The organism is Pseudoalteromonas sp. (assembly GCF_041613455.1).
Classification (GTDB): Bacteria; Pseudomonadota; Gammaproteobacteria; order Enterobacterales; family Alteromonadaceae; genus Pseudoalteromonas.
This window is the reverse complement of sequence record NZ_JBFJHD010000238.1, coordinates 1-4,332: the sequence shown is the minus strand read 5'-3', so window position 1 is coordinate 4,332 and position 4,332 is coordinate 1. Positions and strand designations below refer to the sequence as shown.

The 4,332-nt window shown below is 43.9% G+C and carries 7 protein-coding genes; all 7 read left to right on the top strand.

Annotated elements, in window-relative coordinates; all coding sequences use genetic code 11:
- The coding region (locus ABYB02_RS15090; RefSeq protein WP_372763229.1) for an isocitrate dehydrogenase kinase/phosphatase-domain containing protein at nucleotides 1–219 on the top strand (219 nt) is incomplete at its 5' end.
- Nucleotides 220–279: 60 nt separating this feature from the next.
- Nucleotides 280–1,242: a zinc-binding dehydrogenase gene (locus ABYB02_RS15085; protein ID WP_372763228.1), complete on the top strand. Its 963-nt coding sequence runs from the start codon at nucleotides 280–282 to the stop codon at nucleotides 1,240–1,242.
- Between the two features lie 79 nt (nucleotides 1,243–1,321).
- Complete coding sequence (locus ABYB02_RS15080; protein WP_372763227.1) at nucleotides 1,322–1,573, top strand: DUF2999 family protein; 252 nt, start codon at nucleotides 1,322–1,324, stop codon at nucleotides 1,571–1,573.
- A 137-nt stretch (nucleotides 1,574–1,710) separates the two neighbouring features.
- Nucleotides 1,711–2,361, top strand: coding sequence for a signal peptidase I (gene lepB, locus ABYB02_RS15075; RefSeq protein ID WP_372763226.1), 651 nt, complete (start codon nucleotides 1,711–1,713; stop codon nucleotides 2,359–2,361).
- A gap of 48 nt (nucleotides 2,362–2,409) precedes the next feature.
- Nucleotides 2,410–2,901 (top strand): nucleoside deaminase, encoded by a 492-nt coding sequence (locus ABYB02_RS15070; RefSeq protein ID WP_372763225.1) that lies wholly within the window; start codon nucleotides 2,410–2,412, stop codon nucleotides 2,899–2,901.
- A gap of 122 nt (nucleotides 2,902–3,023) precedes the next feature.
- Complete coding sequence (locus ABYB02_RS15065; RefSeq protein ID WP_372763224.1) at nucleotides 3,024–3,236, top strand: hypothetical protein; 213 nt, start codon at nucleotides 3,024–3,026, stop codon at nucleotides 3,234–3,236.
- A 258-nt stretch (nucleotides 3,237–3,494) separates the two neighbouring features.
- A complete protein-coding gene (locus ABYB02_RS15060; protein ID WP_372763223.1) occupies nucleotides 3,495–3,911 on the top strand; it encodes a thiol-disulfide oxidoreductase DCC family protein in 417 nt (138 codons plus the stop codon).
- The last annotated feature ends 421 nt before the right edge of the window (nucleotides 3,912–4,332 follow it).

Below are 4,332 nucleotides of genomic sequence, written 5' to 3'. Positions count from 1 at the left end.
GAGCTCAGCTGCGATGCGTATTTTGACATAGAGCCAAACGATATTTTTCCGAGTCAATTTAAGGTGTTTTTTAGTGCCAATGAGGCGGCATTTAATCACTTTTACCACTATCATAGTGATATTTTTAGCGCGTCTTTTTGGCAAAGCTGCCAGCAGCAAGTGAGGCAGGGGCATTTGCCCGATGTCTACCCATATGAACAAAGTTGGCGCTTTAAATAATCGCTAGTCATCCCCATATATAAAAGCAGTAATTTAATCACAGCGCGCTTAGGAGTGGCAATGAAATATATTTCTCATGATGAGGGGCAGTTAGCATTTGGTGAAATCAATAAGCCAACACTAAACAGCAATGAAGTATTAGTAAAAGTCGCCGCGATTGGGGTTAATCGTGCCGATTGTATGCAGCGCCAAGGTAAATACCCTGCGCCACCAGGTGATAGCCCTATTTTAGGCTTAGAATGTGCCGGTACGGTTACTGAAATCGGCAGCAAAGTGGATAGAATTTGGCTCAACAAACGTGTGTTTACGTTATGTGCGGGTGGCGCGTACAGTGAATATGTTGCGGTTGATGCAAAACAGCTAATGGAGTTGCCCGAGGCTATCTCGATGCAACAAGGTGCAGCGATAAGTGAAGTGTATTTAACCGCGTTTGGCGCCTTGTTTGAACTGGGTAAATTACAAGCGGGGCAAACGGCTTTAATTCATGCTGGAGCCAGTGGCGTTGGGGGAGCCGCTATTCAAATGGCCAAACGTGTCGGTGCAACCGTGGTAATTACCGCAGGCTCAGATGAAAAGTGCGCACATGCCAAAGCGCTGGGGGCAGATCACACCATTAATTACAAAACCACAGACTTTGTTGAGTATATGAAAACGCATAACTTAGTGGCGCATACCATAGTGGATCCCGTGGCTGGACGTTATTTAAATAAAAATGCGGCAGTGGCCGCGATGGATTGTCAAATAGTAATGTTAGCGTTTTTAGATGGCCGCTTTGCTGAGGTAGATTTTGCACGCCTGCTGCAAAAACGTATTTCATTGCATGCCTCTACGCTGAGAAACCGCAGTATTGAGTTCAAACGCAGATTAAGAGATCAATTTGTGGCGCGTTTTTATAATGACATTGTCAATAAACACTTTGATTTTAATTTACATAGTGTGCTGCCGTGGAGCAAAGTAAGTGAGGCGCATGCTATTTTAGAGCGTAATGAAAATGCCGGTAAGGTAATTTTAGTTGTTGAGTAACGGTATTAGTATTGTTTATCCCTTTAGCAGCCAATATAATTTAGCGAAATCAGATAACAGTTAACACATAAGGTTAGTTATGAACCCAATTATCGCCACGTTAAAAGAGCACAATGTGAGTGACGAGCAAATAGCCGAGCTATTTGAAGCATTAACACAAAACCCAATGATGGCCATGGCAATGGTGCAACAACTTGGTATTCCACCTGAAAAGTTACAACAGCTTATGAGCATGGTAATGACAGAGCCGCAGTTAATTAAAGAAGCAACAGATGAGCTCGGTTTAGATTTTGCTAAAGTACAAGCGGCCAAAAAAAAGTTAAAGCAATAACTTTTCTGTAAGTACCAAGGTATCAGTGTATTCCTTGGTACTCAGCTCACCTTAAACATGTTTTGTTACATTAGCCATTGAACTGCCATTGAAGTTTAACGTCATAAAGTTAATCACTAAAATAGTAGGAATATGCTGTGAAAACATTGCGTAAGTTTTGGAAAAACAATCGTTCATTAATCATTTTTATTGCGTTGATGAGCGTATTTAGAAGTGCCGTTGCCGATTGGTATTATGTACCAACAGGCTCAATGCAACCCACCATTGCAGTCGGCGATAGAATTTTCACCAATAAAATGGCTTACGATTTACGCGTGCCCTTTACGCATATATCGCTGCTGCAATTAGGCGATCCACAAGCTGGCGATATTATCGTATTTGCTTCAAAAAAGGCTGATAACCAGCTAATTAAACGAGTAATAGGCGTGCCCGGTGATACTGTGTCACTTAAAGGTAACGAGCTGATTATTAATGGCAAAAAGCTTAACTATCGAGATTTGCAAAGCACAGTCGCGGCAGGTGACAAAATTGAATATTTACACGGTCAGCAACATACCATCAGAGTGGCAAAACACAGTTTACTCAGCGCCCAGTTTGATGACATAACCATTGCGCAAAATTATTATCTAGTACTTGGAGATAATCGCGATAACAGTGCTGATTCGCGCGTGATTGGGCTGATCCCACGCAGTGAAGTAATGGGTAAAGCTGCCGGCGTTATTCTATCGCTGGATGCTAATAACCACTATCTGCCGAGAAAAGGTCGTTTCTTTAAACCACTGATATAACTGTGTGGTGTTTACTTTGTTGAACAATGTCATTTAGGAGAGTTTATTTTGCACCCAGCAGATCTACAACACTTAAATCGCTGCATAGAGCTGGCAGTTGAGGCGTTGGCAGCCGGGGATGAACCATTTGGCTCAGTACTGGTCGATGCTAACGGCGTGGTACTGATGGAAGACCGTAATCGGGTGGCCGGTGGCGATCATACCCGTCACCCAGAATTTGAAATTGCACGTTGGGCGGCGAATAACATGAGCGCTGCACAGCGCGCCGCCGCGACAGTGTACACCTCAGGGGAGCACTGCCCAATGTGCGCAGCCGCACATGGCTGGGCTGGCTTAGGCAACATTGTGTATGCAAGCTCTGCAGCGCAACTTGAGAAATGGTTGGCCGACTTAGGGGTACCAGCCGCGCCGGTTAAAAGTTTGGCTATTGGCGATGTAGTGTCTAATGTCAGAGTGGCAGGGCCGGTTGCTGGATTGGATGAGCAAGTGCATGCGTTACATTGCCAGTTTCACGCTAATAAAAAGTATCAGGGCAGTTAGGCAATAGTTAGTTCACTACAGGCGATGTATAGTGCATGAGGCAATTTACGCTATAATCAGCCTAGCCGTAATCACGCTGGCGTAGTGCTAGATAAATTAGCTTTAATTTAAGGTATATCACCATGACAGATAGCAATAATGACGATAATTTAACAACTGATGAACTTAATTATCGCCAATCACAGACCAAGCAGCCACAAGCCGATCCACTAGCTGAAATTAAAGCAATGCGCTTACAACAGTTGGCGGTGTGTAAGCTTAAAACGGCAAAAGAAATGCAAGCCATGACAGCGGCACGCACTCACAACAGTGAGCAAGACCATGAATCCAGTTAATCGCGTTGCGCTAAAGCGTGTGTTAAACATTGTATTGTTATAACTACACAGAGCATCTCTGCTGCACAGCAGTGCTATTAACTACCAAGATGGCGCTAATGATAAATAGCGCTCAGAAATGGCAGCGTGCTACCGAAGGTCTATGTGCTCAGCTGAATACCGGATCATGGGCACAGTTTCGCGCCGGATTGGCTATTAGGTTAATTAAGTGCTGGCGTTATGACGCCCATCAACGGCGAGCCCATCGTTGTGTGAGCGATGACCTCAGCCAGTAACAAACCGGCGATTATCTTATTTGATGGCGTGTGTAATTTATGCACGGGTTCGCTGCGCTTTGTGATTGAACACGATGCAAATAAACACTTTAAGTTTGCTGCTTTACAATCCTCGGTTGCCAAAGACAAATTGCCACAGCGCGATAAGCATTTAGCTGATGAACTCAGCTCAATCATTTTAATTGATGAGGCTGGAGTGTGGTTTAAATCAACCGCGGCACTGCGTATTAGCCGTAAGCTGTCGGGCGGGTGGCCGTTACTACAGGTTTTATTACTGATACCGCGGCCATTACGTGATGCCCTCTATGACTATATTGGCAAACGCCGTTATAAATGGTTTGGCTATACACAGTCGTGTTGGTTACCTAAAGAAGATATTAGCGATCGCTTTATTGACTAACAGCAATGCACTATTTTGCTTGACGTTAGCCGCTATGGCTTATAAGTTGTTGATATTTTGTAAAACAAATTACTGTTCAGATTAGCGGATGATATTCGCGCGGCATGTAACGACATCAGGTTTGGCTATTGAGAGCTAAACGATCCTGCTTTTAATCGTATTATGCAGCTAGTGACGACTGCCCATATAAATAACCGCAAAATTGGTCGTGTACTCGTGAATGAGCCGCTGATTGAGTTTGTGACCCTTTAAACTCTGCGAAAACAACAGCTGTTATAGGAGATGAAATGAGTAAAGACACGATACTTTTTGACATTAATGAAACGGTATTAGATTTAACCACGCTCAGTGCAGAGTTTAAGCAGGTGTTTGGCAGTGAACATGCCTTGCCGCTGTGGTTTAGCGAGTTATTACATACGTC

What these genes read in the sequence shown, in the direction of transcription:
- ABYB02_RS15085 (WP_372763228.1), top strand. Translation starts at nt 280, where the DNA reads ATGAAATATATTTCTCATGATGAGGGGCAGTTAGCATTTGGTGAAATC.
- ABYB02_RS15080 (WP_372763227.1), top strand. Translation starts at nt 1,322, where the DNA reads ATGAACCCAATTATCGCCACGTTAAAAGAGCACAATGTGAGTGACGAG.
- ABYB02_RS15065 (WP_372763224.1), top strand. Translation starts at nt 3,024, where the DNA reads ATGACAGATAGCAATAATGACGATAATTTAACAACTGATGAACTTAAT.
- ABYB02_RS15060 (WP_372763223.1), top strand. Translation starts at nt 3,495, where the DNA reads ATGACCTCAGCCAGTAACAAACCGGCGATTATCTTATTTGATGGCGTG.